At 35.9% G+C, this 25,337-nt stretch carries 22 protein-coding genes; 13 read left to right on the top strand and 9 right to left on the bottom strand.

Features of this window, described 5'->3' with window-relative positions:
- Positions 1 to 146 precede the first annotated feature (146 nt).
- From FLAVO9AF_RS01960 to FLAVO9AF_RS01945, 4 genes are read right to left on the bottom strand one after another with little or no spacing between them, the layout of a single operon-like run.
- Entirely contained in the window at positions 147 to 1,616 is a 1,470-nt protein-coding gene (locus FLAVO9AF_RS01960; RefSeq protein ID WP_159683404.1) for an oligosaccharide flippase family protein, read from the bottom strand.
- A gap of 51 nt (positions 1,617 to 1,667) precedes the next feature.
- Complete coding sequence (locus FLAVO9AF_RS01955; protein ID WP_159683401.1) at positions 1,668 to 2,993, bottom strand: glycosyltransferase family 4 protein; 1,326 nt, start codon at positions 2,991 to 2,993, stop codon at positions 1,668 to 1,670.
- 27 nt (positions 2,994 to 3,020) lie between these two features.
- Positions 3,021 to 5,441 carry a YfhO family protein gene (locus FLAVO9AF_RS01950; protein WP_159683398.1) on the bottom strand — a complete coding sequence of 807 codons (2,421 nt, stop codon included), beginning with the start codon at positions 5,439 to 5,441 and terminating at the stop codon, positions 3,021 to 3,023.
- 48 nt (positions 5,442 to 5,489) lie between these two features.
- Positions 5,490 to 5,798, bottom strand: coding sequence for a DUF4834 family protein (locus FLAVO9AF_RS01945; RefSeq protein ID WP_370516441.1), 309 nt, complete (start codon positions 5,796 to 5,798; stop codon positions 5,490 to 5,492).
- Between the two features lie 103 nt (positions 5,799 to 5,901).
- On the opposite strand from FLAVO9AF_RS01945, the gene FLAVO9AF_RS01940 reads away from it, so the two are divergent.
- Both FLAVO9AF_RS01940 and FLAVO9AF_RS01935 read left to right on the top strand, forming a co-directional pair.
- Positions 5,902 to 6,852, top strand: a complete 951-nt coding sequence (locus FLAVO9AF_RS01940; protein ID WP_159683395.1) for a transporter — start codon at positions 5,902 to 5,904, stop codon at positions 6,850 to 6,852.
- Between the two features lie 78 nt (positions 6,853 to 6,930).
- A complete protein-coding gene (locus FLAVO9AF_RS01935; RefSeq protein ID WP_159683392.1) occupies positions 6,931 to 8,052 on the top strand; it encodes a GTP cyclohydrolase in 1,122 nt (373 codons plus the stop codon).
- A 100-nt stretch (positions 8,053 to 8,152) separates the two neighbouring features.
- On the opposite strand, the gene FLAVO9AF_RS01930 is transcribed toward FLAVO9AF_RS01935, so the two are convergent.
- Together FLAVO9AF_RS01930 and FLAVO9AF_RS01925 are read right to left on the bottom strand one after the other, a co-directional pair.
- On the bottom strand, positions 8,153 to 9,415 hold the full coding sequence (locus FLAVO9AF_RS01930; protein WP_159683389.1) for a pyridoxal phosphate-dependent aminotransferase family protein: 1,263 nt from the start codon (positions 9,413 to 9,415) through the stop codon (positions 8,153 to 8,155).
- A gap of 161 nt (positions 9,416 to 9,576) precedes the next feature.
- Complete coding sequence (locus tag FLAVO9AF_RS01925) at positions 9,577 to 9,747, bottom strand: hypothetical protein (RefSeq protein ID WP_159683386.1); 171 nt, start codon at positions 9,745 to 9,747, stop codon at positions 9,577 to 9,579.
- Between FLAVO9AF_RS01925 and FLAVO9AF_RS01920 the strand changes: the two genes are divergently transcribed.
- Positions 9,737 to 10,513, top strand: coding sequence for an NYN domain-containing protein (locus FLAVO9AF_RS01920; protein ID WP_159683383.1), 777 nt, complete (start codon positions 9,737 to 9,739; stop codon positions 10,511 to 10,513). The two genes, FLAVO9AF_RS01925 and FLAVO9AF_RS01920, sit on opposite strands and share 11 nt — an antisense overlap.
- 62 nt (positions 10,514 to 10,575) lie before the next feature.
- On the opposite strand, the gene FLAVO9AF_RS01915 is transcribed toward FLAVO9AF_RS01920, so the two are convergent.
- Positions 10,576 to 11,244 carry a carbonic anhydrase gene (locus FLAVO9AF_RS01915; RefSeq protein WP_159683380.1) on the bottom strand — a complete coding sequence of 223 codons (669 nt, stop codon included), beginning with the start codon at positions 11,242 to 11,244 and terminating at the stop codon, positions 10,576 to 10,578.
- Between the two features lie 168 nt (positions 11,245 to 11,412).
- Here FLAVO9AF_RS01915 and FLAVO9AF_RS01910 point away from each other — a divergent pair, with 168 nt between their 5' ends.
- From FLAVO9AF_RS01910 to FLAVO9AF_RS01900, 3 genes are all read left to right on the top strand, one after another.
- The gene (locus tag FLAVO9AF_RS01910; RefSeq protein WP_159683377.1) at positions 11,413 to 11,991 is read left to right on the top strand and encodes a non-canonical purine NTP diphosphatase; all 579 of its coding nucleotides are present in this window, start codon (positions 11,413 to 11,415) and stop codon (positions 11,989 to 11,991) included.
- Between the two features lie 206 nt (positions 11,992 to 12,197).
- Positions 12,198 to 14,081 carry a DEAD/DEAH box helicase gene (locus tag FLAVO9AF_RS01905; RefSeq protein ID WP_159683374.1) on the top strand — a complete coding sequence of 628 codons (1,884 nt, stop codon included), beginning with the start codon at positions 12,198 to 12,200 and terminating at the stop codon, positions 14,079 to 14,081.
- Positions 14,082 to 14,170: 89 nt separating this feature from the next.
- Complete coding sequence (locus FLAVO9AF_RS01900; protein ID WP_159683371.1) at positions 14,171 to 14,938, top strand: carboxypeptidase-like regulatory domain-containing protein; 768 nt, start codon at positions 14,171 to 14,173, stop codon at positions 14,936 to 14,938.
- Here the strand turns inward: FLAVO9AF_RS01900 and FLAVO9AF_RS01895 are convergent, their stop codons facing one another.
- Entirely contained in the window at positions 14,939 to 15,331 is a 393-nt protein-coding gene (locus FLAVO9AF_RS01895; RefSeq protein ID WP_159683366.1) for a LytTR family DNA-binding domain-containing protein, read from the bottom strand.
- 221 nt (positions 15,332 to 15,552) lie between these two features.
- Here FLAVO9AF_RS01895 and FLAVO9AF_RS01890 point away from each other — a divergent pair, with 221 nt between their 5' ends.
- From FLAVO9AF_RS01890 to FLAVO9AF_RS01860, 7 genes are all read left to right on the top strand, one after another.
- The gene (locus FLAVO9AF_RS01890; RefSeq protein WP_236552259.1) at positions 15,553 to 15,933 is read left to right on the top strand and encodes a hypothetical protein; all 381 of its coding nucleotides are present in this window, start codon (positions 15,553 to 15,555) and stop codon (positions 15,931 to 15,933) included.
- Positions 15,934 to 16,142: 209 nt separating this feature from the next.
- Complete coding sequence (locus tag FLAVO9AF_RS01885) at positions 16,143 to 16,943, top strand: MbnP family protein (RefSeq protein ID WP_159683362.1); 801 nt, start codon at positions 16,143 to 16,145, stop codon at positions 16,941 to 16,943.
- A gap of 274 nt (positions 16,944 to 17,217) precedes the next feature.
- Positions 17,218 to 18,258 (top strand): cytochrome-c peroxidase, encoded by a 1,041-nt coding sequence (locus FLAVO9AF_RS01880; protein ID WP_159683358.1) that lies wholly within the window; start codon positions 17,218 to 17,220, stop codon positions 18,256 to 18,258.
- A 45-nt stretch (positions 18,259 to 18,303) separates the two neighbouring features.
- On the top strand, positions 18,304 to 19,266 hold the full coding sequence (locus FLAVO9AF_RS01875) for a transporter (RefSeq protein ID WP_159683354.1): 963 nt from the start codon (positions 18,304 to 18,306) through the stop codon (positions 19,264 to 19,266).
- A 10-nt stretch (positions 19,267 to 19,276) separates the two neighbouring features.
- Complete coding sequence (locus FLAVO9AF_RS01870) at positions 19,277 to 19,660, top strand: hypothetical protein (RefSeq protein ID WP_159683351.1); 384 nt, start codon at positions 19,277 to 19,279, stop codon at positions 19,658 to 19,660.
- A gap of 56 nt (positions 19,661 to 19,716) precedes the next feature.
- Entirely contained in the window at positions 19,717 to 21,861 is a 2,145-nt protein-coding gene (locus FLAVO9AF_RS01865) for a TonB-dependent receptor (protein WP_159683348.1), read from the top strand.
- Between the two features lie 92 nt (positions 21,862 to 21,953).
- Positions 21,954 to 23,546, top strand: coding sequence for a PepSY-associated TM helix domain-containing protein (locus FLAVO9AF_RS01860; protein ID WP_159683345.1), 1,593 nt, complete (start codon positions 21,954 to 21,956; stop codon positions 23,544 to 23,546).
- 315 nt (positions 23,547 to 23,861) lie between these two features.
- Here the strand turns inward: FLAVO9AF_RS01860 and FLAVO9AF_RS01855 are convergent, their stop codons facing one another.
- Positions 23,862 to 25,325, bottom strand: a complete 1,464-nt coding sequence (locus FLAVO9AF_RS01855) for an aminoacyl-histidine dipeptidase (RefSeq protein ID WP_159683342.1) — start codon at positions 25,323 to 25,325, stop codon at positions 23,862 to 23,864.
- Positions 25,326 to 25,337 lie beyond the last annotated feature (12 nt).

The raw sequence follows: 25,337 nt of genomic DNA, 5'->3' as shown, positions 1-25,337 counted from the left end.
AGATATAGCGGATGGCGGGACGATGTGACCAAAAACGCTTCTAATCACTGCTCCTAAACATTATTTATCTGAAAATTAGCTTAACAAATATAAAGACAAAACAGTATACTTTTAACAGAATCTCCTCTATTTAAGACAAGTATGTGCTATTTTTTTATTTTTAATTTAATAAAGAGCGTATCGATAGCCTGATTGATTTCGGGAGAAATAACCATTTTATAGTTTGCATAAACATACACCACGGTTAGCAAAATCGATTTTAACGTAATGCCGATTAAAGGATGAAATGGAAATTGCCAAAAGTAAAAAAGCAGAAAAATTGCCAACGTAACTCCCAAAGACACTAAGGTTGGTTTGCTAAAAGGATATAAATGCATACGATTGACAACAAAATACAATTTGGCTATACTGTACGCAGTAATTGACAACAAAGTAGCAAATGCAGAGCCAATTATGCCATATAAAGGAATAAAAATCCAATTGAGTAAAAAGGTTAACACGGCTAACATTACTCCCAAAAACAGCACCATACGGTAGTATTTGGAGTTGAAAATAATGGCATTATTGTTTCCTAAAATCAAATCGAAGTATTTAGAGATTCCAATCATAAAAACGACCATAATTCCGCCCGCATATTCTTGGGGCAACAATTCATACAACTGATTGATGTTGACAAAAATGCACAGCATTACGAATCCGCCCACCATTTGTAGATTTATAGACGTTTTTTTGTACAAGACATTCAACTCGTCGTATTTGTTATCGTGCATTAATTTGGCTGTAATTGGATACACAATTTGATGCATAGCGCGACTTGGTACTGAAATCACTAAAGCAATAAACGTTGCTACCGAATAAATTCCAATAGCCCCAATGTCTAGATACTGATTCAACATAATTTTATCTCCGTCAAGTAGCAAATTCGCAACACTTCCAGATAAAATAATGTAGAACGAATACTCTATAATTCCTTTTACGTGTGCTGGAACTACCCATTGAAAAACAGGCTTTTTGATTCGGAAGGCATAAAACATAGTGACCAAAAAAGCTATAAAATAAATCCCCGCCGTAAGATAGATAAACTGTACCGCTGTAATCAACTTAAAATACATAGCCAAAAGGGCTAGCAATGAAAATAGTCGTAAAGCAACCTCTTTGATAAAATTTCCAAAGACAGAATGCATATGTACTCTTGCCCAAGCATAAAATATTTCGAAATATGCCATAGATAATCCTACAAGAGGAATCATCCAAATAAAATCTTTTACAATTGGATTCTTTTTGGTAACAAAAAATAAAATTTCATCATAGAAAAACAAACCAATCAAAAGCAGTGGAATACTGAAAAGCAATGGAAACAAAACAGTAAAAGACAAAAACTGATTTCTCTCGTCTTCGGTTTTGCACTGCGAATAAAATTTTACCAAGGTGTTTTGCATTCCAATAGCGAATAAAGGCATCAATACATTGGCACAGGACAAAATATAATTAGATAAACCATAATAGGTTTTACCCAAAATAGGTGGAAATAAAAACAAGGTACTTATCCCGCCTATTCCAAAACCGATGTAAGTTATTATAGTGTTTTTTAGTGATTGATTTAAAACAATGCCCATTATTCGAAGGTAGAATTTAGAAGTTAGAGGTTTGAAGTTAGAGGTTTGAAGTTACTGTTTTAAGGTTAAAAGAGTAGCTAATTCTTTGGTTAAACTTTTTCTGGAATATTTTTGCAAACCTACTGGATTCGACTGCAATTTTCCTTCCAAAAACTGTTGATAGTAGGCTAAAATGGTCGCTTTCAATTGCTGTTTTTTATCGTATTCGAAAAACACTCCTGTATTCGTACTAGTGATAATCTCGGCAAAATCAGAGTCTTTGGGTCCAATAGCGATAATTGGCCTTCCAGAAACCATATATTCGAAAAGTTTCCCCGGAATGATGCTTTTGGTATCTTCTGAATCTATTTCGATTAACAATAATACCTGCGATTTACGTTGATGCGCTACAGCTTCATCGTGTGGTACATAGCCCAAATTATTCAAATAGTCGTTCAGTCCAAATCGCGTAATCGTATCCAATACTTCCTGACTTACAGCACCCATCAACTTAATCTCCAGCTGATTTTTAAAATCAGGGATTTCGGCAACTAACTCCACTAAACTTTCCCAAAGAATCAGTGGATTGCGTTCGGATAAAAACGAACCAATATGTGCCAAAGTGAATTTGGTATCTAATGTTTGTGGTGCCACATTTTCAGTGTCATACCCATTCGTAATAACTTCAATTGGTTTTGAAGTAATGGCTTGAAACTCCGTTTTAGTCGTTTTACTAGTTACAATAATCGTATCAGCGGCATTTAGCACTTGATGTTCTAATTTTTTATGCTTTTTGGCAGCATAACTAGACAAACGCAAGGCTTTGTGATATCCAATAGTCGTCCAAGGGTCACGAAAATCGGCGAACCATTTTACATTTACTTTTTTCTGCAACTCCAATCCAATTAAATGCAAACTGTGCGGTGGACCTGAAGTAACGATAGTATCTATATTATTTTCAGCAATATATTTTTCTAAATAAGCCACAGAAGGTTTTACCCAAAAAACACGGGCATCTGGAATGAATAAGTTCCCACGTATCCACAATAAAAACGCTTCCAAAAAGGATTGTTTTTTTTGATTAGGAATGATTCCCGAACTTATTTTTTTGGTTTTATTTTTAGAAAAAAAAGAAGCCAATTGATAGGGTTCAAAAATGCTTTTTCTTAAAACAATAGCTTGTTGCGACACTTCTTTTTCTAAATGAGCATCGACTATTGGATAGGTTGGATTTTCTGGAATATAAACAATGGGCTGTATATCAAAATCTGGCAAATATTTCACAAACTTAAGCCAACGTTGCACCCCAGGCCCACCGGCTGGCGGCCAATAATAAGTGATGATTAAGAGTTTACGCCCACTTGTCCCCAAAGGGGAAATTCCTAATGATTTATCCATCAAATCAATTTCAATTTTTCAATACAATTACTTTCCCTTATTGGTAGCTTTTTTTCGCTCTACATATATCCCTCCTACCAAAAGCAATAGCATTCCAATAGAACTAACCAAGGCTATGAGACTTCCTGTTTGAACCACTTGTGGCTCGAATTTGAATTCCACTTTGTGTTTCCCCGCTGGAATATCAATAGCTCTCAATACATAATCTGCTCTGAAAATTGGGGTTTCTTTGCCATCAACGTAGGCTTTCCAACCTTTAGCATAATACATTTCAGAAAACAGCGCTAAACCAGCATTAGCATTAGTTGAAGTATACGTTAGATGATTCGGTTTGTAGGCATCCAAAGTAATTACCGCTGAAGTATCTTTTACAAAGCTTTTATTTTGAATGGCAAACTCTTTTGTATTGACAATTGCCACATTTTTAGAATCGAATTTATCCAAAGCTTTCATTTCTTCATCGGCAGAAGAAACTGTTATTATTTGACTTACAAACCAAGCGTTTCCATTGGCATTAGGATTAACGGTTGGGAATTCTTTGCCTTCTTTATCGGTTTGAATGATGTATTTTACATTTAAAAAATCTAAAACCTCAATATTATTTTTAGCGATTTGATAATCGAATAACTGCTGAATTCTTCTAGGCTTAGCCGCGTGATAACCTCCCAAAGATTTATGAAAGTATGAAGCCCTTGCGCTTGATAAATTCCCACTTACCTCAAAAACCCTGTAATTAGAAGGGTCTCTCAAAATTTGAATATCAGCAGGAGTTTCTTGAAATGGAGCTGCCACTTCTCTACCATTCATAAAATCTTTTCCTGAAACATATTTTTTATCCACGAAGAAAAGATCAAAAATCATCAAAACGCCAACAACAATTATAGCGGTATTTTGTGCCAAACGCTTTTGGGTATACAACCACAAAATTGCAGCGATAACGATTATAAAAAAGGAAGAGCGTAACAAATCGGCCGTGTATAAACTCATACGATCTGCTTTTAATGCGTCTACAAATCCCGGACCATAGTTTTGCAAATACAATCCATCGTTGCTACCAGCATAACTCCAAGCACCTTTGCTTACAAAAAGAATGAGCATAACGCCTAAACCAAATAATGCTGTATGCAAAATTCCTTTAGTTTGTTGTGGCCTTTCTAGAGTAAAAAAGGATTGTAATCCCATAATGGCTAATACTGGGAAACATAATTCCAGAATGACCTGAATAGACGAAACGGCTCTAAACTTATCATACATCGGAACGTAATCAATGAAGAAATCTGTCAATAAAGAAAAGTTTTTTCCCCAAGACAAGACTAACGCAAACATAGCGCCTCCAAAGAATACATATTTAATTTTCCTTTTGTCTATAAATAATGCTAAAACCGCCAAAAAGAAAACCACAACTCCAATATAAGCTGGAGCAGCTACAATTGGTTGATCTCCCCAATACGTTGGTAATCCATTTGCAAAATCGGCAGCTTGATCTTCAGGAACACCTTGACCCACCATAAATTCAAACATAGCACTATCTTTCCCAAGAGCTTCACTATTCGAACCACCAAAGAGTCTTGGAGCAATCAAATTGAAACTCTCCATAATACCATAACTGTATTCTGTAATGTATTCGCGAGACAAGGCGATGTCTTCCGTTTTCTTTGAACCGTCTGGATTAAATGTCAATTCACTTTTCCCACGAGTACTAAAAGCAGCATATTCAGAAGTAGCTAGTAAATTGGTAGCATTTGCTCCAATAGCCAAAATTCCTGCAATAGCTAATATTGCAAAGCTTTTGCCAAGGTCTTTATATTGTTTCTCTTTGATGGCTTGATACGAATAATACCCTACCAAAATCAACAAAAGCAACAACAAATAATAGGTCATTTGAAAGTGATTCGCATTAATTTCTAGAGCTGTGGCAAACAACGTAACCAAGCCACCTAGAATATATTTACGCTGAAAAACAAGTATAAAACCTGCAATTACCATAGGCATATACCCAATTGCGTGGGCTTTGGCATTGTGCCCCACTCCTAAAATAATAATCAAATATGTAGAAAAACCAAAGGCAATCGCACCAAAAAAAGCTTTTAACGGATCGATTTTCAATACCAATAAAAGACCATAGAATCCTAAAAAGTATAAGAATAAATAATCGGCTGGTCGAGGTAAGAATCGGATAGCATCATCTAGAGCACCGATGTAATCGTGAGGGTATTTTGCTCCTAATTGATAGGTAGGCATTCCTCCAAAAGCAGAATTTGTCCAATAAGGTTCTTGATGTTCAATGGCTCTAAAGTCGTTTTGTTCTTTGGCCATCCCAGTAAACTGAGCGATATCGGACTGGAAGATTTGTTTTCCTTGTAGAACAGGATAAAAATAAATTAAAGAAATAACTACAAAACCTAGAATAGCTAATGCGTGCGGGTAAAATTTATTTAAAACTTTCAATGGATTCAGATTTGAATTAGATTAAAAAATGGGCTTCAGCGCACAAATTTAATCTATTTCTTCGTAATCCACATATTCTCCCACTTTTTTGGTTTCTTTTGGATTTTTGGAACGAGCAGTATCTACAATAATCTCATCTTGATTATTGTATCTCCTATTATTTTGAGCATATTTTTGTTGCGCATATTGTTGCTGCTGCTGAAAATTTTCACCAGCTTTCTCTACCGCTTTTTTAACTAAAATCGGTAAAAAAAGTTTAGCCAAAAATTTAAAAACATAGTAAAACATTATCATGTAAAACAATGTTCTTACAAATCCACTAAAAGAAGCTAGTTGCATATCTAAAAATTTTTCCAAAATTAGTAAATCAAATGTTCAAATTTAAAATCCGTATCTTAAATAAATAATAAAATATAGTACATTTGGTTGCGCTACTATTTTAAATCAAAAGAATATAACTATGCTCCCATTCAAAAAAATTGTTTTAATCGCTTTATTTTTATCCCCTTTTGCTCACTATGGGCAATTTACCGATCAAATTAACTCCAATCGCCCTGGAGAAACTATGTCGGCTTATGGTGTGGGCAAACATGTCATTCAACTAGAAACTGGTGTTTATGGTATACAATCAAATCACAGTTTATTGAACTATGATGTCAATGGCTTCGGTCTTGACGCCACGATTCGTTGGGGAGCTTTTTTAGAAAGATTAGAAGTTATTGCTGATATTCAATATCAAAATGATCAGTTAAAGACTGACTTAAGTACTACAAATCGAGCTAATTTCAAACAGACCAATTTAGGAGCAAAATATTTAATTTACGATCCTTTTAAAAATTACGAGAAAAAAGTCAATTTTTACAGTTGGAAAGCCAACCAACGTTTTAATTGGAGGCAGTTTTTACCTGCCGTTTCTTTATTTGCTGGAGCTAATTTTGTTTTCGAAGGAAATCCTTATGCCTTTACATTAGAATCTAGCATTTCTCCAAAAGTGATGTTGATTACACAAAATCATTTTGGCGACGGAAGATGGGTTTTTGTTACCAATATTATTGCTGACTACATTGGAACCGATTATCCAACTTATGGTTATGTGATTACTTTAACTCGTGGTTTTAGTAAAAAATGGTCAGGATTCATTGAGAATCAAGGATACAAAAGTGACTTTTATAGTGATGCAATTGTAAGAGGGGGCGCTGCTTATTTACTGAACAATAACTTTCAAATAGACGCTTCTATAAGTACGAACTTCAAAGATACTCCAACCCTTCTCTATGGAGGATTTGGCGTTTCTTGGCGCTATGATGGTTTTTACAAAAACGGAATAGCAAGAATGAAAAAAGAAGACAAAAAGAAAAAAGCTACCGACAATCAAGAACAAGAAAGAAGAAGAAAATCCAAATACGACTAACAAACAAGCCCATAATTGGGCTTTTTTTATGGACAAAAGTTGGCTATATTCGCACCTACACTTTACACTTTATAATCCATGATTACGATTCACGAAGCCAAAAGCAAAAAAGAAATCACCGAGTTTATCAAATTCCCTTTTTCTCTCTATAAAGACAATAGCTATTGGGTACCACCATTGATTGCAGATGAATTAGAGACATTTGATAAAACCAAAAATCCAGCTTTTGAAAATGCTGAAGCCTATTTTTTTGTCGCCAAAAGAAACCAAGAAATTGTTGGAAGAATCGCCACTATCATCAATTGGGATGAAGTTAATAATCAACAGAAAAAAAAGGTTCGTTTTGGTTGGTTTGATGTTATTGACGACATAACAGTAACCCAAGCGCTACTTGAAAAAGTATATGAACTAGGGCGCAAAAACAACCTAGAATACGTAGAAGGCCCGATGGGTTTTTCTAATCTTGACAAAGTGGGCGTACTAACCGAAGGCTTCGAAGAAATTGGCACGATGATTACTTGGTACAATCATCCTTATTATGCGCAACACTTCGAGCAATTGGGTTATGTTACCGAAAAAGAATATGTAGAAAATAAATTCCCTTTTTCAAATGTAAAACTCGAAACATTCGACAAAGCACAGGAATTGATTAAAAAGCGATACCAATTAAAAGCCATCAATTTCACCAAAACCAAAGATGTCCTTCCTTATGTGGACAAAATGTTTGATTTATTCAATGAATCGTATGCCAAACTTTCCTCGTTTGTAGCCATTACGGATATTCAGAAGGAGTATTTCAAAAATAAATACATCAACTTCATCAATCCAGAATACATTAAATATGTAGAAGACAAAGACGGAAATCTAGTCGCTTTTGCCATCGTGATGCCGAGTTTTTCAAAGGCGCTACAAAAAGCAAAAGGCAAATTATTCCCTTTTGGTTTCCTTCATTTATTACAAGCAAGAAAAAACAGCAAAGACGTTCTTTTTTACTTAATTGGCGTGCATCCCGACTACCAAAACAAAGGAGTTCACGCTATTATTTTTAAAGAATACCATACTACTTTTACCGAAAAAGGCATTCAAAACTGTATCCGAACACCAGAATTGGCAGACAATCTGGCTATTCAATTACTTTGGAAAAACTTCAACCCCACCATTCACTGCCGAAGAAAAACGTTTCGAAAAGAACTTCTTTAATAAAAAAATGGCCAGTGGTCAGTTTTAAACCTCAGTAAAACAAAAAAAATCCATTCGCCAAAACGAATGGATTTTCTATATAAGTGAAAACCTAAAAAAATTAAGCTTCCATATCTACTGTAGTGCGTGCTGCAATTTCTTTATACGTACCGTTAACTAGTTTCTCACGAATCGCTTCGAAAGCCGCCAAGGTTTCTGCAATATCTTCTAAAGTATGAGAAGCCGTTGGAATCATACGCAATAAAATAATACCTTTCGGGATTACTGGATAAACTACAATCGACAAGAAAATACCGTAGTTTTCTCTTAAATCATTCACCATCACCATCGCTTCTGGAATACTTCCTTCTAAGTAAACAGGAGTAATACAAGTGTTGGTATCACCAATATTGAAACCTTTTTCTTTTAATCCGTTTTGTAACGCATTAACATTTTCCCACAATTTATCTTTAATTGAAGAAGATTCACGCAACAACTGCAAACGTTTTAAAGAACCAAGTGTTTGAATCATCGGTAACGCTTTCGCAAACATTTGAGAACGCAAGTTGTATTTCAAATAATCGATAATGTCTTTATCTGCTGCAACGAAAGCACCGATATTTGCCATAGATTTTGCAAACGTAGAAAAATAAACATCAATTCCGTCTTGACAACCTTGCTCCTCACCTGCTCCGGCACCTGTTTTACCAAGCGTTCCAAAACCGTGTGCATCATCAACCAATAAACGGAAATTGTATTTCTCTTTCAAGGCTACAATTTCTTTCAATTTACCTTGTTGTCCACGCATTCCAAAAACACCTTCTGTAATGAACAAAATTCCTCCACCTGTTTCTGTCGCCATTTTAGTAGCACGTTGCAGGTTTTTCTCCATACTCTCTAAATCATTGTGTTTGTAGGTAAAACGTTTCCCCATATGCAAACGCACCCCATCAATAATACAAGCGTGTGAATCTACATCATACACAATGATATCGTTTTTAGTCACCAAAGCATCAATGATAGACACCATTCCTTGGTAACCAAAATTCAATAAATAAGCCGACTCTTTCATCACGAAAGCAGCCAATTCTTGCTCCAATTGCTCGTGATATTTCGTGTGTCCGCTCATCATACGTGCTCCCATTGGGTAAGCTGCACCAAACTGAATGGCTGCATCTGTATCTGCCTGACGCACTTCTGGATGATTGGCCAAACCTAAATAGTCGTTCAAACTCCAGTTCAATATATTTTTTCCTTGAAATTGCATTCTTGGTCCCAATTCTCCTTCTAATTTTGGAAAAACAAAATAACCTTCTGCCTGAGAAGCCCATTTTCCTAAAGGACCTTTATTGTTTTGGATTCTTTCGAATAAATCTTTTACCATAATATAATGACTTAATACTACATTTTTATTAAGGCGCAAAATTAAATATTTAAAATTTATAATTACTCCCAAAATCCTTTTATTTTACTTAAAAAAATAGCCTTTTCAAGAGGATTATTTTTAGTAGCAAAATCCTGCTCTACATTACAAGCTCTTATGACTCAACCGTATTTTACTAAAGCACTAGCAGGAGCTTCTTTTAGTCGCTCTGCTAGCACAAGTAAAATATTCGGTTGAGCCACAAGAGGCTTTTCATTTCCATCAGGGCTAGGCAAAGTGCTAACCACAAAGTTTGTATCTTTGAACACCAAAGCATCAAAAATGTCAAACAACACCAAAGAATTAAAACTAGCCGTCCTTATTGACGCCGACAACGTTCCGTATAGTAACATCAAAGGTATGATGGAAGAAATCACCAAATACGGCACTCCCACCACCAAACGTATCTATGCCGATTGGACAAAACCCAATTCTAATGGATGGAAATCAGTTTTATTAGAACACGCCATTACACCTATTCAACAATACAGTTATACTACGGGAAAAAATTCCTCCGATTCCGCTTTGATTATTGATGCAATGGATTTGTTGTACTCCGATAAAGTTGATGGTTTTTGTATCGTTTCTAGCGACAGCGATTTTACCCGTCTCGCCATTCGGTTACGTGAATCAGGTATGAAAGTCATTGGAATTGGCGAAAAGAAAACCCCAAACGCCTTTATTGTTGCCTGTGACCGTTTCGTGTTCATAGAAGTTTTAGAAGGTGCTACCAAAAAGAAAAAACCAAAAGCCACTACCACTGCCACTCCATCTGACACCAAAAAAGTAGTAGAAAAAGAAACGGCAATCAAAATAGACAACCCAACTATTGACCTTATCGAAGATGCTATAGATGCCATAAGCGACGATGATGGCTGGGCATTTTTGGGCGATGTGGGAAATCTAATCGTCAAAAACAAACCCGAATTTGACCCAAGAAGTTATGGCTTTAGCAAACTTACACCAATGCTCAAATCACTAACCGACATTCTCGAAATCGACGAAAGAGATTCGGATAAAAAAGGCATTAAACACGTCTATGTAAGACTTCGTTATTAAAAACAAAAAACTGCAGTTCAATAGAGATGCAGTTTTTTCACTTAAAACAAATAATTCTAAAGTTAGCTTTTCAAATTACTTAAATAATTTTCAGGAAGAAATTCAACTTTACCCGTTTTTAAATCATACACAGCGCCAACAACCATAGTACTATTATCTTTAGTAGACTTGGTCAAAACGGGTTCTAAATTTTTCAATTGCTCCACTTGCATCGCAACGTTAATCTTTACAGCATTTTCAATCTCGTCACCGTGCTGATGTTTGGCCAATTTTGCAGCAGGCTTTATAGCATTGATTAAGCTTACTATGTGCCCTGGAACCTCTGGCAACTTGCAAGCCGCGGCTACAGCACCACATTGGGTATGTCCTAAAACCACAATTAATTTGGCTCCCAAAACCGCATTAGCAAATTCAATACTGCCAAATGAAGCATAAGAGGAAACTTGACCAGCGGTTCTTACAATAAACAAATCTCCCAATCCTTGGTCAAAAATAATTTCGCTAGGCACTCTAGAATCAGAACACCCCACAATAACCGCAAAAGGCTTTTGTCCCGAGGCCAATTCCTTAATTCTATTGACATCTTGGTGAGGTTTTATACTCTTCCCAGCTACAAACCTACTATTTCCTTCCTTTAAAGCAGCCAATGCTCTTTCTGGCGTAACTTGTGCACGAACAGAATAATAAGAAAGCATCAAAAATAAACCTAAACAAACGCTCAATTGTTTCATAACTTTTACTTTTAAAATTTGATGTAAAACTAAAAGATATAAAAACATAAACATAGTTAATGTTTTTGATTGTAATCATAAAAATATTTAATACGTAACTTTCAAAAAAGAAGAAGTTCATTTAAGTACATCTAGAAAATAATATCTTTGAAACTAAAAATTAAAGAAATGAAAATAGTATTCGCCACCAATAACGAAAACAAGATAAAAGAAATCCAGAGTATGCTTCCAGAAAACATTACCATTGTAAGTCTTCAAAGCATTGGTTGCTTGGAGGAAATTCCAGAAACTGCTCCTACTATCGAAGGAAACGCTATTATGAAAGCGAATTACATAACCGAAAAGTATGGTTATGATTGCTTTGCTGATGATACAGGCCTTGAAATAGAATCTTTAAACAACGAACCTGGTGTTTTTTCTGCTCGTTATGCTGGAGAACAACGTTCAGCTGAGGACAATATGAACAAAGTATTACATCTTTTAAATGATAAGAATAACAGAAAGGCTCAATTCAAAACCGTAATTTGTTTGAATCTTAAAGGTGAACAATACTTATTCACAGGCATAGCCAAAGGAAGCATCACTTCAGAAAAAAAAGGTAATGGTGGTTTTGGATACGACCCTATTTTTCAGCCTGAAAATTACAAAGAGACATTTGCAGAACTTTCACTTGAAACCAAAAACAAAATCAGTCACCGTGGTATCGCCACACAATCATTACTTGCATTTCTGAATACAACTCATTAACAATCAAAATTGTATCATTTTATATAACATTTTTTACCATTTCTCGCCATAATTTCACATCTAAAAAGACTATTAAAACACAAAAATCAAAAATTAAAAAGCTAACAATCTGAAAATCAAATCACAATAAATCATTAAAACTTAAAATAGCATTAGTTAATCTGAGAAATTAACAGTAATTTTGCACCCTATTTTAAAAATACATAATGAACAAATTTGAACAATTAGGATTGAGTGAATCGTTACTGAAGGCGATTTTAGATCTAGGATTTGAAAATCCGACTGAAGTACAGGAGAAAGCGATTCCCCTATTATTGGAAAAAGACACAGATTTAGTTGCGTTGGCTCAAACAGGGACAGGGAAAACGGCAGCTTTTGGTTTTCCAGTTATTCAAAAAATTGATGCCAACAATAGAAATACACAGGCGTTGATTTTATCTCCAACGCGCGAGCTTTGCTTACAGATTACCAACGAAATTAAAAACTACTCAAAATACGAAAAAGGTATTAATGTGGTAGCCATTTACGGAGGAGCAAGTATTACCGAACAAGCGAGAGACATTAAAAGAGGAGCACAAATTATTGTGGCTACTCCAGGAAGAATGCAAGACATGATTAATAGAGGTTTAGTAAACATCTCTCAAATTAATTACTGTATTCTTGACGAGGCAGACGAAATGTTGAACATGGGATTCTATGAAGACATTGTAAATATCCTATCGACTACTCCAGACGAAAAAAACACTTGGTTGTTCTCTGCAACTATGCCAGCTGAAGTTGCAAGAATTGGAAAACAATTCATGCACAATCCAGAAGAAATTACTGTAGGAACCAAAAATTCAGGTTCTGCAACAGTATCACACGAGTTTTATTTGGTTAACGCAAGAGACCGTTACGAAGCTTTGAAACGTTTAGCTGATGCTAATCCAGACATTTTCTCAGTAGTGTTTTGTCGTACCAAAAGAGACACCCAACAAGTAGCTGAAAAATTAATCGAAGACGGATACAGCGCTGCTGCATTACACGGAGATTTATCTCAAGCACAACGTGATGGGGTAATGAAATCGTTTAGAGGAAGACAAATCCAAATGCTAGTAGCTACAGATGTAGCCGCACGTGGTATTGACGTAGACAACGTAACTCACGTAGTAAACTACCAACTTCCTGACGAAATCGAAACCTACAACCACCGTTCTGGCCGTACTGGTCGTGCTGGTAAATTAGGTACATCGATTGTAATCGTTACCAAAAGCGAATTGCGCAAAATTTCTTCTATCGAAAGAATCATCAAACAAAAATTTGAAGAAAAAACAATTCCTTCTGGAATCGAAATCTGCGAAATTCAATTATTGCACTTAGCCAACAAAATCAAAGAAACGGAAGTAGACCACGAAATTGACAACTACCTTCCTGCAATCAATGATGTATTAGAAGGTTTAAGCAAAGAAGAATTAATCAAAAAAATGGTATCGGTAGAATTTAACCGTTTTATCAACTACTATAAAAAGAACAGAGATTTATCTAGCCAATCATCTGGTTCAGATCGACGTGAACGCGACGATAGAGATGGTGCTTCTAGAGGAAACAATAGTGGTGCAACTCGTTACTTCGTAAACATCGGTTCTAGAGATAACTTTGACTGGATGACTTTGAAAGATTTCTTAAAAGAAACTTTAGACTTAGGTCGTGATGACGTATTCAAAGTAGATGTAAAAGAAGGATTCTCATTCTTTAATACAGATGCTGAACATACTGATAAAGTAATGGACATCTTAAACAATGTACAATTAGAAGGACGTCGTATCAATGTAGAGATTTCTAAAAATGATGGTGGCGGAAGACGCGACCACAACGGAAGAAGCTCAGGAGGTTTTGGCGGTAGAAGTTCTGCTCCAAGAAGAGAAGGTAACTTTGCTCCAAGAAGAGAAGGCGGATTCCGTAGCGAAAGAAGCTCAGCTCCAAGAGAGGGAGGATTCAGAAGCGAAAGAGGAAGTGCTCCAAGAAGAGAAGGTGGTTCAACAGAAAGAGCCCCAAGACGTTCAGAAAGTTTTGGCGACAGCCCAAGACCAAGAAGACCAAGAAGAGACTAACATTCCTTTGTTAATTTTCTTATAATAATACTAAGAAACTACAAAATATTTAATTGCGATTTACTACTTTTAAAGCTTTAAATTCGTATATGAGATATTTTGTAGTTTTCTTTTTTATGCTACTTTCAGTTAGCAGTTTCGCACAAGAAACCAACCCTACTTTAAAAGTTTCTGGAACCATCGTTAATGACAGCAATGACCAACCATTATCTTACGCTAACATCATCAACGTCAACAAAGTAAAAGGAACTACTACAGATACTAAAGGAAATTTTGAAATTGAAGTTTCACAAAGTGACACCTTACACGTCTCATTATTAGGTTTTCAATCCATCAAAGTTAGAGTTACAAACGACTGGTTGAAAAATAAAACCACCGTAATTAAACTGACAGAAAAAGCAATAGCCCTAGAAGAAGTAATTATTCGACCATTTCACCTCACAGGATATTTAGAAGTAGATTCAAAATTAATTCCAGTAAAAGAAAACTTCAGATATAGTATTTCAGGATTAACTGCTGGTTACGAAGGTGGACAATATTCACCTGATGCTTTCGGAAAAGTGCTAGGTTCTATTTTTAATCCTGCAGATATGTTATATAACTTTTTTGGTAAAAAACCGAAAGAGCTAAGACGCTTAAAGGATTTAAAGAAAGACGATACGGTACGCAAAGCATTAGAATCTAAGTACGATAGAGAGATGATTGCTACCTTATTAGGAATAGACAAAAATGAAATCCCAGACATCCTAAAACGATGCAATTATTCGGACGCATTTATTCAAACAGCCAATGATTTGCAAATTATGGATGCGATAAGTGGTTGCTATGAAGAATATAAAATCTTGAAGAAAAAATAACTACTCTTCTTTATTTTTTCGGATTTTTTTGATGCGCTTGGTTGCTTTCTTCACCGCATCTTTAACCGCACTTTCACTAAATGGTTTGATCACAAAATCAGCAGGATTATATTCCGAAGCTTTAAAGAAATAACCAGGATAAGCTGTAGCAAAAATAATTTGAAAATCAATCGTATCCAATTGATCCAAAACCTCAAAAATTTGTTTTTCTCGCATGTTAATGTCTAAAAAAACAATATCAGGTTTTTTGGAAACAATCTCAGACAAAGCTGTTTCCATAGTTTTAGCAACACCAACAATCTCAAGTTTTAAGCAATGCGTAGAGATAATTTTCTTTAAAATCTCAATGTTGATCATTTCGTCATCAACAAGTACAACAGAATATACGTTCATAAAATGGTTAGGAATAAATGGTGGTATTTTTATTCTAAATAGTTTTTAAATATAATTAAAAACCGCAACAAAAAAACAAGATAGCATTACATTTATCAAGAACTTATTGTTAATAGCATACAATAACAACATAAAGCTAGAAAATTGAATTTTATGAAAATATAATTTTGTAATCTAAAATCTTGTCCTACTTTTGCTCCTCGAAAAACAATACAATTGTTGTGAAAAAAATTGGCGTATATCTTTTAACCCTCACATTGCTATTCCCTATTTTTGGGAATCTAGCAATATACACCCAATTTAAAGCCAACCAAGAGCAAATCATCAAAACTATTTGTTTACAACGAAAATTAGTTACCAATACTTGTAACGGACGTTGTGAATTACAAAAAAGCCTAAAACAATTTGATGAGAATGAGAAAAAAATGGAAAACATTCTGAAAGAAAAAGCAGATTTTGTTTACCTTCTTCATTCAACACCTACAGCATTCGAAAGTAACACTACTATAACTTTAACAACCAAGTTGAACGTTTTTCATACGTCTGGAAAAACCATTTCCAAAACAAATTCAACTTTCAGACCTCCCTCCTTTTTACTATAATCTTATTCAAAATCCATTTCAATCTCAATTGAAAAGCATTGACTTGTATGAAAAATACAATGTCAAGCAATGATTGCTTATGAAAGATTCCTTACATTCTGATTTGACAATGCATGAAATCATTTCAAAAAAGAACATATAGCAAGTTCTTTTTCAATACAATTATGCAAAAAAAACAAATGAATATCATAATAGTAAAAAACCAACTCATGAAAAAATATATTTTAAAAGCAACTTTAGCTTTAACAGCAATAATCACAATAACAGCTTGTTCTAACGATAACGACGAAGCAATCACAGGAACAGGAGCTTTAACACTTGAATTTGATAACGCTTTCAAAGCAAATGACCTTATTCTAACTTCACAAGCGAATACAACAGCCAACAACGAAGTCTTGAAAATCAGTACAGTAAAATACATCGTCAGTAACATAGTGTTGACCAAAGAAGACGGAACAACGTTCACTTACCCAAAAAGCGAAAGCTACTTCATTATAGACGAAGCTACTCCAGCTAGTTTAGAAGCTCAATTAAAAAACATTCCAGCAGGTAATTATACCAAAGTAAAATTCGGAATTGGAGTAGACAAAGCACAATGGGAACTTGGTGCCACAGGACAAGGCGATTTCTTAGCCAAAGCACAAGCAGCAAAAATGATGTGGAGCTGGACTGCAGGATACAAATTCTTAGCTTTCGAAGGGACCTTTACTTCAAGCACAGTAACAACTCCTACTTCGTTTATGATCCACACAGGACAAACAGGAACCGATTACAACTACACTGAAATCACTTTGGATTTAGCTACCAAAGCATTAGTGAGAACCAACATTACCCCACAAGTACATATCATCACAGATATCTCTAAAGTGGTAGACGGAACCAACACCATCAAATTGACAGACAACAATATGGGTGGTATGGGTGCTATGATTATGAGTGGTTCAAAATTAGCTTTAATCACCGCTAATGTTAACCAAATGTTCAAAGTAGATCACGTTCATAACGACTAATCCACTTCACAAAAAGCGATTGAAAGTCTTCATCTATTAAGAATAAGGAGCGAATCATCTGGCATTTTTGTCAACAAGATTCCCGCCATCATTCCAAAACTTGTGAGCTGAACACCAGCTCACAAGGTTTTTCCCTTCTGTCGGGGCTAGAAGACCAACACTTAGGATACTTTGGAAACATTCAAACGAAAATCGCTTTCAATCGTTTTTTCACCAAAATCGCTAACCCAAGTTGTCGCGATTCCCTTTTTAATAACAAAATGTACACATACAAATGAAAACAAAATACCTATTGTTGTTCATTTTTCCTATTCTTTTGAGTTGTTCCAACGACAACGACGAAGACTATCAAAATGTACCTATCGACTTCAAAGTCCCCTCCAACTTTCCTCCAGTTGCCTATAATTTTGCCAATAATCCATTGACAGAAAAAGGATTCGAATTAGGAAAAAAATTATTCTATGACGGACGATTGGCTTCAGATGGAACCGTTTCTTGTGGTTTTTGTCACGAACAAGAAACAGCTTTCACGCACCACGGACACACCGTAAGTCACGGAGTAGACGGTGCTGTGGGCACTCGAAATACGCCTTCCATTCAAAATTTAGCCTATCAAACGACCTTTATGTTTGATGGCGCTACCAATCATTTGGACTTACAAGCCATCATCCCTTTTACCAGTCCAATAGAAATGAATGGCGATTTCAACAAAGCGCTTGCAATGATGAAAAAGGACCCTGAATACCGAAAGTTATTCAAATCCGCTTTCACTGACGGATTAATTAATTCTGAAAATATGCTAAAAGCCTTGGGACAATTTATGGTAATGGTTACCTCAAGCAATTCAAAATTTGATAAATTCAGAAGAAATGAAGGAGGCATCACACTAAGCACGACCGAAAAAGAGGGCTATGCTGTTTTTAATGCCAAATGCGCCTCTTGTCACGCTACAGATTTAATGACTGACCATTCTTTTAGAAACAATGGCTTACCCGTAAATCCAGCAGTAAATGATGTGGGACGTTACCGAGTGACAGAACTAGCCGCCGATTTATATAAGTTTAAGGTACCAAGTTTAAGAAACATCGAAAAAACGGCACCTTATATGCACGACGGACGCTTTGGAACACTAGAAGCCGTTTTAGATCATTATGCCAATGGTGTAGAAAACTCAACAACTTTGGATCCCGTTTTAAAACAAAACGGAAAAATAGGTATCGTACTTTCTGTTCAAGAAAAAGAACAACTTATTGCCTTTTTAAAAACACTAACCGATTACGAATACCTCACCGACAAACGCTTCTCGGAATTTTAAAAGTTAGCAAAAATTGTCAATAAACATAAAAACAACCCATCAAGAATGAAAAAAATATTCCTATTACTTCTTATTTTATGCCATCAAATAGGATTTAGCGCAACGACAGAAGACCCAATTTCGGGATTTACCTTTCAAAAGATGCTAATAGAAAGCTATGACGATTTTTGTGATGCTTGTGGTTGTTCTGCAAGTGGTGGAAGTATGGGCTTCAGTTCTATGCTGAACTCTAATTTTGTGGGAATTCGGTATTTTTATCAAAGTTACTCTAGCCAAGACGGCATATTTGCTAATTCGCCTTGGGTAGACGAACACTTTAATACCCTTCAAATTTGGAGTAAAATTCCCGTTACAGAACAATTACAACTTTCGCTATTAGTTCCGTACCAATTTCATAATAGGGAAAGAACCACTGGCAACGAATCCATCAAAGGTTTGGGCGACATCACCTTAATGGGATTGTATACTATCTATAAAACACACAAAGACAGCACTCTTTTGATTCATAAATTACAGCTTGGAGGTGGGGTAAAAATGCCCACTGGGAAGTTTAATGAAACTAACAATGCTGGAAACATCAACCAAAGTTTTCAAGTCGGAACTGGGAGTTGGGATTTTTTATTAGCTACAGAATACATCCTTAAAAAAGGAAAATTAGGATTGCATACTATGGCCAATTATACCGTAAAAACAGAAAACAAAAAGCAATACCAATTTGGAAATCAGTTCAATTATGGCAGCACGCTGTTTTATTTATTTGATACTTCCGCTGTTCAATTTGTACCTCAATTAGGAATTGCAGGAGAAGTTTATGCCACCAATAAACAGTATGGGTTGAATTTACCTAATACTGCTGGAGACGTTTTGTTTAGTAAACTTGGTCTAGAACTAGGAAAAGACAATTTTTCTCTTGGAATTAATGCTATGCTCCCTATCAATCAACACTTGGCCAATAGTAAAATGGAAGCCAATTATCGTTGGAGTATTAACTTGAATTATAGTTTATAACCACCCGATTTTGAAAAAATTTCTTGTAATTAGTTTATCATTTATTCTTATGCTCCCACTTATGGAGCGCGCTATCCTATTTACACTATTCAAAATCAATCAAAATGAAATTTCAAAAACGATTTGTGTTCAAAGACAACTCATCAACAACACTTGTAACGGTCGTTGTGAACTACAAAAAAGTTTAAAAAAACTAAATGACAATGAAAAAGATTTTGATAACCGCTTAAAAGAGAATACCCACATCATTTATGTGAAATCTCTTTTAGAAACCAATTATTCTCTAAACGTTTTCATTTTTGTAACCAAGAAAAAGTTTTACAGCACTGTTCAAAAACCCATTTCAATAGTTTTATATCATTTTCGACCACCATCTGCTACGCTTCTACTTTAGTAAATGTTTTTAAAACAAAAAAAATCAACTTAAGATTAGAATTTCAGATAAACCAAATGAAAAAATACATTACAGCCTTATTACTAGTAGGGCAAATCGCTATTGCGCAAAATAAAACCGAAAAAGACAGCACCAAAACCCAAGATTTAGAAACCGTTTTTGTTACCGCCAACCGTACAGCCACACAACGAAAACAAACCCCAACTGCGATCAGCAAACTAAACGCCAAAACTATAGACGAGGCTAAAGCCGTTGCTGTATTCGAAGTAATCAACAAAATACCTGGCGTATTGATGGTCAATTTAGGGAACGAGCAACACTCTATGGCTATTCGTCAACCTATGACCACAAATGCCTATTATTTATACCTTGAAGACGGATTACCTATTCGCCCTATGGGAATTTTCAATCACAATGCATTACTAGAAATCAACCAATTCAACCTTCAAAATATTGAGGTAGTCAAAGGACCAGTTTCTTCATTATATGGACCTGAAGCTGTGGGCGGTGCCATCAATTTAATTTCAAAAAAACCAACAGTAGACCCAGAGTTCAAATTCGGAATCCAAGCCGACCAATGGGGCTACCACCGTATTCAGGCTATGGTAAGTGCGACTGTTGGCAAAGTTGGTTTTCACATAGCTGGAATTTCAAGTTTGCAAAAAAATGGCTGGATGGCTTTCTCTGATTATAACAAAGACAATCTGAATGCTCGTATCGACTTCAACATCAGCCCAAAAACTCGATTAATCGGTACAATGATGTGGGGTAAATATTATTCGGATATGAGTGGAAGTGTAAACGAAGATGCTTTTTACAACAGAACCTACAAAAGCACCACCGATTTCACTTACAGAAAATCCGATGCCTTACGAACTAAACTGGCACTTGAACACGACTGGAATTCCAACTCAAGTAGTGCCTTGACGGTTTATTTTAGAGATAACAAATTAGGACAAAATCCTTCCTACTCTATTCGTTGGACCACTGGAAAAACTACAGCAACAGGCGAAATTAACTCTAACAATTTCAAAAGTTATGGCGCCATTGCACAACACACACAAAAACTATCCTTTTGGGACACCAAAATTGTAGCAGGTGTGCTTTATGACTACTCTCCAGTAACCTATTGGGCGTATAGAACCGACTTAAAAGCCAACCTAAACCCAGGTGGATTAACAGTAAACAATTACGAACAAATCGCAGAAAGACCAGACATCAAATTAGTGGACTACACAGCAGATATCTACAACTCTGCCGAATATGCGCAAATTTCAGTAAGTCCTATTGAACAATTGGTGCTTACTGGAGGCTTGCGTTATGACAATATGAAAGTTGATTATGACAATGCTCTCGATACATCCATCGGAACCAAAATATACGACAAAGTAACCTTCAAAGCTGGAGCCAACTTCAATCCATCTACTTACTTTGGATTTTATGCTAATTATGCACAAGGATTTGCACCTCCAGGAATCACATCTATTTTTAGAGCCAAACCCGGAACAGGTGGAACCACAGGGAAACCCGCTGAGTTTTACTATAATCTTGAGCCAGCTACTTTCGATAACTACGAAGCTGGCGGTTGGATAAATGTTCTAAAAAACAAGTTGTATTTTGATTATGCTATCTACTATATGGATGGCAAAAATGAACTGTTAAGCATCCGTCAACCAGACAATTCAACCGATTTTCAATCTGCGGGTGAAACAAGACACAAAGGAGTTGAATTTGGTTTTAGCTACAAACCTTCAGAGCAATGGCACATTCGTTTTGGAGGAACTGTTGCTGAGCACACCTTTATCAACTTCAAAGTATCGGATAGACCAACCGATGCATTGAAAAACTTAGATGGTAAAGAAATGCCTCAAGCTCCAAGATGGTCAGGAAACGCTGAAATCAGTTATTATCCAAATTGGCTACCCAATTTTAGAACAGCTCTAGAATGGCAATCGGTAGGAAGCTATTACCAAGACCAAATCAACACGGTAAAATACGCAGGTTACGATATTTTCAATTTTAGATTGGGCTATCACTACAAATCCCTTGAATTCTTTGGAAACATAATGAATTTAACCGATAAATTATACGCCTTCAATGTGTCGCGTGCCAATCTAAGCACCTCACAACCATCGTATACTGCCGCCGCACCTAGAACCTTCTTAATAGGATTACAATATAATTTTTCATTAAAAAAATAATTAGGAGCTAATCCCGTCATCCGCTGTATCTTTTGGGGCGAACACCGCCCCAAAAGGATGCCGCTACTACCGGGGCTAAAAAAAAACAAACAATGAGCACGACCCACAACAACGAGAAAACATCCAAGAAAAAGGATTCGAAATTCATCAAAAAAGTAAAGCAAAAAATATACGCTTGGCACAGATACATTGGGATTATTACGATTGTGCCCGTTATTTTTTGGACACTGTCAGGGATAATGCATCCTTTTATGGCGCATTTTTTCAAACCGACTATTGCCAATGAGCAAATCGAAAAAGTAACCATCGACTCCTCAAAAATCAACTATTCCCTTCAAGAAGTATTGCTAAAAAACCAAATCAGCACCTTCAAGAATTTCCGAATAGTATCTTTTGACAAGGCTACTTATTATCAAGTGAAAACTGAAAAAGATTTACTGTTGTACTTTGATACAGCAACCTCAAAAAAACTAGAAAACGGAGACCAACACTACGCACACTGGCTTTCGCTTTACTTTTTAGAAGACCAAGAAAGTACTATCGCCAAAACGGAAGTAGTAACCGAGTTCAATTCGCAGTACAAATACATCAATCGCTACTTACCAGTTTACAAAATCACGTACAATCGTCCAGATGCTATGGAGATTTATGTAGAAACCGCTTCGAGCAAACTAGCTACTTATAACCCAAAATCCAGACAAGCCTTCATTTGGTTTTTTGACACGTTTCATAATTGGGCGTTCATAGATTGGATTAGCAACAACAGCATCCGTATAGTAGTAATGTTCATTTTCCTTGGCATTATCTTCTTCTCAGCCATTAGCGGGATTGTAATTTATGGCTTATTTTGGAAACAATTCAAAAAAACAGACAGTCTAGCGCCCAAAAAAGGAATTAGAGCCTATCACCGTCAAATCGGGATTTGGTTTTCGTTTTTTACCTTAACCTTTGCTTTTAGTGGGGCTTATCACGCTACAACCAAATGGGAACCTTATGTGCTAGACAAAATGGTGTATGAACCCCTTTTTAAAACCAATGAGTTACCAACCGCTAATACAGCCTTAGCTTTAGATTGGAAAAAATTGGAAAACACCAGTTTGATTCGTTATAATGATAGCATTTATTACCGTTGCGAATTACAATCCAATAACAAAACCGCTACCGAAAAACCAAAATGGGGCAACAAAAAAGCACAACCCGTTAGCGAAATTGTGTACATCAACAGTGTTACCAACAAAGTACGCCCAAATTTAGATATAGATTACGCTACTTATTTGGCTAATTATTTTGATGACAACAACCAGCAAGCCGCTTGCTGTGAAATGGACAACAGCACAACAGAACCTAACTGCGCTATAAAAGAAGCTAAACTATTAGAAAACAAACAACTTACAGAATTCAATAGCAGAGAATATGGTTTTGTCAACAAACGTTTGCCAGTAGTCAAATTAGCGTATGACACTCCAAATAAAAAAACCTATTTTATAGAAACCGCTACCTCAAGATTAGCTGCTCTAGTCGAAACATCGGACAAAATAGAAGGCTATTCGTTTGCTATTTTTCATAAATTCTTGTTTATGGATTGGGCAGGAAAAAGTATTAGGGACTTGTCTACCGTTCTAGTTGCTTTGATTATTTTAGTTGTTAGCATTTTAGGTTTAATATTGTTTTTGAAAAAGAAGTAGAATTTCTCTCTTTTAATACAGCATTTAATCAAAAAATCATTCTCTCAATTGCATCTTGTGATTGGGAGTTTTTTTTTAAAAGTTGTAATGGCAGCAAATTAACCTACCTTTACTTGATTCACTAAAGAAAGTAATCATGGCAAAAAGTCTAAATGCTAAAAAAACAGCAAAAAAAGAACCGCTAAAAACAGCGAAAGAAAAGAAAGAAGAAAAACGAGATAAAAAAAATAGTCCCAAAAGGGACTAAAATTAGTGTTCAGTTATCAGTTTATAGTGTTCAGCAATTCACTGAACACTATACAACTGAAAAACTAATTATTTCGCAGGAATACTTGCTAAAATTTCTAGGAAGAATTTCCAGAATTTTTGAGAAGAACTAATACTTGCTCTTTCGTCTGGAGAATGAGCTCCGTGAATCGTTGGCCCAAAAGAAATCATATCCATTTCCGGATAATTAGTGCCTAAAATTCCACACTCTAATCCTGCGTGGCAAGCCACTACATTAGGTTTAGCATTATTTTGTTTTTCATAAATACCAACCAAAACATCCAAAATTTCAGATTCTGGATTAGGCGTCCATCCCGGATAAGCACCAGAAAACTCTACTTCGCAACCCATTAATTCAAAGGCAGAACGTAAAGCATTCGCCAAATCCATTTTAGAAGACTCTACAGAAGAACGCGTCAAACATTGTACAGTTAACTGTCCTTCGCCTACAATTACTTTGGCAATATTGTTAGACGTTTCTACAAGATTGTCAAAATCGGCACTCATACGATACACGCCGTTATGGGCAGTATACATCGAACGCACAAAATAAAACTGCGCTATAGAAGGCATTACTTTGGTAGGAACCTCTGTTAATTTTTCAAAAACAATTTCTAAGTTAGGCTCAGTCGTTTTGAACTCCGCTTTAATCTCGTTTACGATTTGTTGCATATCAAAAACAAAGGCTTCATCGTATACCGCGGCAATAATCACTTTGGCTACACTTTCTCTTGGAATCGCATTACGCAAACTTCCTCCAGCAATCGAAGCAATTTGTAATCCAAAGTTATCAAACCCATCAAACAACAAACGATTCATTATTTTATTGGCATTTCCCAAACCTTTGTGAATATCCATACCCGAATGTCCGCCTTGTAAGCCTTTTACGGTAATACTATAGCCAACAGAACCTTCTGGTGTATCTTCTTCGTCGTATTCGGCTGTTGCCGTTACATCGATACCACCTGCGCATCCAATGTCAATTTCGTCATCTTCTTCGGTGTCTAAATTCAATAATATTTGACCTTGTAAAATCCCGCCTTGTAGGTTCAAAGCACCTGTCATTCCTGTTTCTTCATCAATAGTAAACAAGGCTTCAATAGCAGGATGTGGAATATCAGTACTTTCTAAAACAGCCATAATTGCCGCTACACCCAAACCGTTATCGGCTCCCAAAGTAGTTCCTTTAGCACGAACCCAGTCACCATCGACATACATATCGATTCCTTGAGTTTCGAAATCAAAAACGGTATCGTTGTTTTTTTGGTGTACCATATCCAAATGGCCTTGCAACACGATAGGTTTACAGTTTTCCATTCCTGGAGTAGCCGGTTTGCGAATGATTACATTTCGGATGTCGTCTTCAAAGGTTTCTAACCCCAAACGATTCCCAAAATCTTTCATAAATTGGATTACTTGCTCTTCTTTTTTAGAAGGACGTGGTACGGCATTCAAATCAGCAAATTGATTCCAAAGTGCTTTAGGCTCTAAATTTCTTATTTCTTGACTCATTGTTTGTATTGT

The sequence above is a fragment of the Flavobacterium sp. 9R genome (assembly GCF_902506345.1).
Lineage (GTDB): Bacteria > Bacteroidota > Bacteroidia > Flavobacteriales > Flavobacteriaceae > Flavobacterium.
Note: the sequence above shows the minus strand (reverse complement) of the source record. Positions and strands in the feature narration are given on the sequence as shown.

Coding starts and splice junctions, on each gene's coding strand:
- FLAVO9AF_RS01895 (WP_159683366.1), bottom strand. CDS start 15,331: ATGAACGTATATTCTGTTGTACTTGTTGATGACGAAATGATCAACATT.
- FLAVO9AF_RS01905 (WP_159683374.1), top strand. CDS start 12,198: ATGAACAAATTTGAACAATTAGGATTGAGTGAATCGTTACTGAAGGCG.
- FLAVO9AF_RS01935 (WP_159683392.1), top strand. CDS start 6,931: ATGATTACGATTCACGAAGCCAAAAGCAAAAAAGAAATCACCGAGTTT.
- FLAVO9AF_RS01900 (WP_159683371.1), top strand. CDS start 14,171: ATGAGATATTTTGTAGTTTTCTTTTTTATGCTACTTTCAGTTAGCAGT.
- FLAVO9AF_RS01940 (WP_159683395.1), top strand. CDS start 5,902: ATGCTCCCATTCAAAAAAATTGTTTTAATCGCTTTATTTTTATCCCCT.
- FLAVO9AF_RS01860 (WP_159683345.1), top strand. CDS start 21,954: ATGAGCACGACCCACAACAACGAGAAAACATCCAAGAAAAAGGATTCG.
- FLAVO9AF_RS01910 (WP_159683377.1), top strand. CDS start 11,413: ATGAAAATAGTATTCGCCACCAATAACGAAAACAAGATAAAAGAAATC.
- FLAVO9AF_RS01855 (WP_159683342.1), bottom strand. CDS start 25,325: ATGAGTCAAGAAATAAGAAATTTAGAGCCTAAAGCACTTTGGAATCAA.
- FLAVO9AF_RS01930 (WP_159683389.1), bottom strand. CDS start 9,415: ATGGTAAAAGATTTATTCGAAAGAATCCAAAACAATAAAGGTCCTTTA.
- FLAVO9AF_RS01920 (WP_159683383.1), top strand. CDS start 9,737: ATGTCAAACAACACCAAAGAATTAAAACTAGCCGTCCTTATTGACGCC.
- FLAVO9AF_RS01865 (WP_159683348.1), top strand. CDS start 19,717: ATGAAAAAATACATTACAGCCTTATTACTAGTAGGGCAAATCGCTATT.
- FLAVO9AF_RS01960 (WP_159683404.1), bottom strand. CDS start 1,616: ATGGGCATTGTTTTAAATCAATCACTAAAAAACACTATAATAACTTAC.
- FLAVO9AF_RS01955 (WP_159683401.1), bottom strand. CDS start 2,993: ATGGATAAATCATTAGGAATTTCCCCTTTGGGGACAAGTGGGCGTAAA.
- FLAVO9AF_RS01880 (WP_159683358.1), top strand. CDS start 17,218: ATGAAAACAAAATACCTATTGTTGTTCATTTTTCCTATTCTTTTGAGT.
- FLAVO9AF_RS01885 (WP_159683362.1), top strand. CDS start 16,143: ATGAAAAAATATATTTTAAAAGCAACTTTAGCTTTAACAGCAATAATC.
- FLAVO9AF_RS01915 (WP_159683380.1), bottom strand. CDS start 11,244: ATGAAACAATTGAGCGTTTGTTTAGGTTTATTTTTGATGCTTTCTTAT.
- FLAVO9AF_RS01875 (WP_159683354.1), top strand. CDS start 18,304: ATGAAAAAAATATTCCTATTACTTCTTATTTTATGCCATCAAATAGGA.